The sequence below is a fragment of the Streptomyces hirsutus genome (assembly GCF_001418415.1).
In the GTDB taxonomy this organism is placed as follows: domain Bacteria; phylum Actinomycetota; class Actinomycetes; order Streptomycetales; family Streptomycetaceae; genus Streptomyces; species Streptomyces hirsutus.
Map to the genome: position 1 here is coordinate 1 of NZ_LIQT01000621.1, position 3,635 is coordinate 3,635.

Genomic DNA, 3,635 nt, shown 5'->3' on the forward strand with positions numbered 1-3,635 from the left:
CTTCTGCCCCTTCCTCTTCTGCCCCGCCTTCCCCGTCGTCCGGCGGTCTCTGGGATTCCGTCGACGGACTGCACGCCTGGCTGGACGCCCACGGCGCGGTCGACGGCCGGGAAGCCCTGCTGCTGCGCGTCCTGAAGCTGTCCGAGGAGGTCGGTGAGGTCGCCCAGGCGGTGATCGGCACGACCGGCCAGAACCCGCGCAAGGGCACCACGCACTCCTGGGACGACGTCGGTGCGGAGTTGTGCGATGTCGCTCTCACGGCGCTCGTCGCCCTGCGCTCCCTCACTCCCGACGCCGGTGAGGTCTTCACGCGGCACGTGGCGAAGGTCGCCGCGCGCTCGCTCGGCCAGGACGCCGGTGCCGCCGGTCAGGAACGCCGGGCGGCGCCGCCCTCCAGGTAGTGGAGGACGGCGGCGACCCTGCGGTCGGTGCGGTCGGTGGGGGCCAGGTCGAGCTTGGCGAAGATGCTGCGGATGTGCTTGTGGACGGCGCCGTCGGAGACGACGAGGCGTTCGGCGATGGCAGTGTTGCCGAGCCCTTCGGCCATGAGGGCCAGGACGTCGCGTTCGCGGGGGGTGAGCCGTCGCAGCCGCTCGTCGGGGCGGCTGCGGGTGAGGAGTTGGGCGACCACCTCGGGGTCGATGGCGGTGCCGCCCTCCGCCACCCGGTGCAGGGCGCCGAGGAACTCCTCGACCCGGCCGACCCGTTCCTTCAGCAGATAGCCGAGCCGGGCGCTGCCCCGGACCAGGAGACTGGTGGCGAAGGCCTGCTCGACGTAGGCGGACAGGACCAGGACGGCCAGGTCGGGGCGGCGCCGCCGGGCCTCCACCGCGGCGACGATGCCCTCGTCGGTGTGGGTGGGCGGCATACGGACGTCGACGATGGCGACGTCGGGCCGTTCGGCGTCCACGGCCTCGAGGAAGGCGTCGGGGCCCCCCGCCGTGGCCACGACGTCCAGGGACTCCGCGCGCAGCAGCAGCGCGAGCCCTTCGCGCAGCAGGGCGTCGTCCTCGGCGATCACAATCCGCATGGCAGGGTCACTTCCAGGGTGGTGGGGCCGCCGGTGGGGCTGGCCAACTCCATGGTTCCGTCGTGTGCTTCGGTGCGCCGGCGGATGCCGGTGAGGCCGGATCCGCCGCTCTCCTGCGCACCGCCGCGGCCGTCGTCGTGGATCGTCAGGCACAGCCGGTCGCCACGGCGCCGGACGGTGACGGTGGCCCGGCTCGCGCCGCTGTGCCTGGCGAGGTTGGTGAGGGCCTCGGCGACCACGAAGTACGCGGTCGCCTCCACCGACACGGCACACCGGCCGGGCACGTCCGCGTCGATGTCGCAGGGGACGGGGCAGTCGGCGGCGAGCGCGGTGAGCGCGTCGGGCAGGCTGCGGTCGGCCAGGACCGGCGGGAGGATGCCGCGTACCACGGCGCGGAGTTCGGCGAGCGCCTGCTCGGCGGCGTCCTGGGCCCGGTCGAGGGCGGCGTCGGCGTCGGCGGGGTCGCGGGTCAGGGCCCGGCGGGCGGCGCCGATCAGGACGGTGACGGCGACCAGTCGGTTCTGGGTGCCGTCGTGCAACGAGCGTTCGATGCGCCGGAGTTCGGTGGCGTGGGCGTCGAGGGCGGCGGCGCGGGTGGCGGTGAGTTCGGCGACCCGCAGGACGAGGTCGGTGCCGGCGTCGGGGCGGAGCAGCCGGCGGCCCGGCCATGCCTGGAGCCGGGCTAGGGCGGGCATCCACAACAGGATGACGGCCAGCCACCCGATCCCCATCAGCAGGACGAAGAGCGCGCCGGGCCAGTCGCGTACGGGCCACCAGCCCGCGGCGGCGGTGGCCGCGCTCTCCGGTACGAGGTGCCACCACAGCGGGAAGCCGAGGTCGTGGGCCGCGTTCAGCGGCAGGGTCAGCCCGACCGCGCCGAGGAACATGCCGAGGACGCCGTGCGTGGCCACCCAGCACGCTTCGCGCCGGACCGTGCGGTCGGTGACGGCGGCGCGCAGCCCGGACGGGACCGGCGGCGGGCCGATGATCTCCGGGCCCCAGCGGGACAGCCGGGCCCGCTCCCGGTCGGCGACGGCGCGCACCGCGTGCAGCGCGGAGGGCAGCAGGAACAGGCCCACCCCGACGAGGCAGGCGACGGCGGTGACGGCCAGCCAGAGCAGGGCGACCAGGGCGAGGATGCCGGTGCCGAGTCCGCCGACCAGGTGTTCGAGGGCGTCCAGCGCGACGCGGGCACGGGCGGCGACGGACGCGGAGGCCGACCCGGCGGAAGCGGAAGCGGACGCGGCGGAAACGGGCGCGGAGGTCCGCCCCGACGCGGAGGCCGACGCCGGTGACGCCGTGGGGGCGGGCGTCGGGCGCGCCGGGACGTCGGTCGTCCTGTTCGACGGGTCGTGCGTCCCCATCTGCACCGCCTGCCCCTTGCCCCGCGCACACCTTCCGGAGCAGTGAGGATAGGGGGCGCGGGCGGTCCTGTGCGCGCCCATCCGTCGGTCGGACGCGGGGAGTCCGCGAGCGGCGCGCGGGGACACCGGGTCGCAGGGCGGGTACGGGACCGGCCCCGTCGCCGCTGCGGCGGGGCCGGTTCACCGGTTCCGGCTCAGCCTGCTCCCCTCACTCGCACTACCACCGGGCTGCCCGTCGCCGCCTCCCGACCGGAGCCGCGGGCCGCGGGCCGTGGGCCGTGGGCCGTGGGCCGCGCGGGATCAGACGCCCAGACGGTGGGTCAGGGGGCGGCGGCAGAGGTACAGGACGGTGCCGGTGACGAGGGCCACGGCGCCCAGGACCAGGAAGTAGGCGGAGCCCGGGACCTGGTCGCCGGAGGCCTTCAGGGCGTTGCCGCCGATGCCGCCGCCGAGGGCACCGGACAGCCAGAACAGGGCGACCATCTGGCTGACGAAGGTGGCGGGGGCGATCGCCGTGGTGGCGCTCATCCCGATCGGGGCGAAGGCCACCTCGCCCCCGGCCAGCAGCAGGAAGGACAGCAGCAGCCACAGCGGCGACACCCGGCCGCCGTCCGCCACGAGGGTCGCGGCCACGGCCATCACCAGGTAGGCCGCCGCCACCGCGCCCATGCCGACCGCGTACTTGGCCGCCGTCGGGACGCGGTCGCCCGCACGGGTCCACAGCCAGGCGAACAGCGGCGCCAGGACGAGGACGAACAGCGGGATCGCCGCCTGGAACCAACTGGCGGGCACCGTACGGCCGAACACCTCGCGGTCGGTGGCGTGCTTCGCGAACAGCGCGAACGCCGAACCGCTCTGGAGGAACAGCGCCCAGAAGACGGCCGAGGCGAGGAACAGCCAGATGTACGTGCGCACCCGGACCCGTTCGGCGGCGGTCAGCAGCGGGTTGCGCAGCAGCCGCCAGAAGCAGACCACCGGCAGCACCACGCAGAGCAGGCCGATCAGCGCCATCAGGTGAACCATCCGGAACGTGCCCGCCGCGGCGTCGATGCCGTAGACGAGGACCACGAGTGCGGTGGCGGCGCAGCCCACGCGGAACACACGCGTGCGCTGCGCGGGAGTGGCGGACCGTTCCGGCGCCCGGCCCGTGGTGCCGAAGTGGCGTGCGCCGCGGACGTACTGGAGCAGGCCCAGGCCCATGCCGAGCGCGGCGGCGCCGAAGCCCAGGTGCCAGTTGACGC

Annotated in this window: 4 protein-coding genes; 1 reads left to right on the top strand and 3 read right to left on the bottom strand. The window is 75.2% G+C overall.

What is annotated here, in order from left to right:
- Positions 1 to 401, top strand: a 401-nt coding sequence (locus tag AOK11_RS36070; protein WP_055597856.1) for a MazG-like family protein, incomplete at its 5' end; no start/stop codon positions are given.
- On the opposite strand, the gene AOK11_RS36075 is transcribed toward AOK11_RS36070, so the two are convergent.
- The 3 genes from AOK11_RS36075 to AOK11_RS36085 form a co-directional block, all read right to left on the bottom strand.
- Entirely contained in the window at positions 368 to 1,030 is a 663-nt protein-coding gene (locus AOK11_RS36075) for a response regulator transcription factor (protein WP_055597857.1), read from the bottom strand. The genes AOK11_RS36070 and AOK11_RS36075 overlap by 34 nt on opposite strands.
- Positions 1,018 to 2,394 carry a sensor histidine kinase gene (locus tag AOK11_RS36080; protein WP_079035300.1) on the bottom strand — a complete coding sequence of 459 codons (1,377 nt, stop codon included), beginning with the start codon at positions 2,392 to 2,394 and terminating at the stop codon, positions 1,018 to 1,020. The genes AOK11_RS36075 and AOK11_RS36080 overlap by 13 nt, the downstream gene beginning before the upstream one ends.
- Before the next feature lie 300 nt (positions 2,395 to 2,694).
- The coding region (locus tag AOK11_RS36085) for an oligopeptide:H+ symporter (RefSeq protein ID WP_055597858.1) at positions 2,695 to 3,635 on the bottom strand (941 nt) is incomplete at its 5' end.

Bases quoted from the DNA above. Each gene is read 5' to 3' on its own strand.
- AOK11_RS36075 (WP_055597857.1), bottom strand. From the start codon at position 1,030: ATGCGGATTGTGATCGCCGAGGACGACGCCCTGCTGCGCGAAGGGCTC.
- AOK11_RS36080 (WP_079035300.1), bottom strand. From the start codon at position 2,394: ATGGGGACGCACGACCCGTCGAACAGGACGACCGACGTCCCGGCGCGC.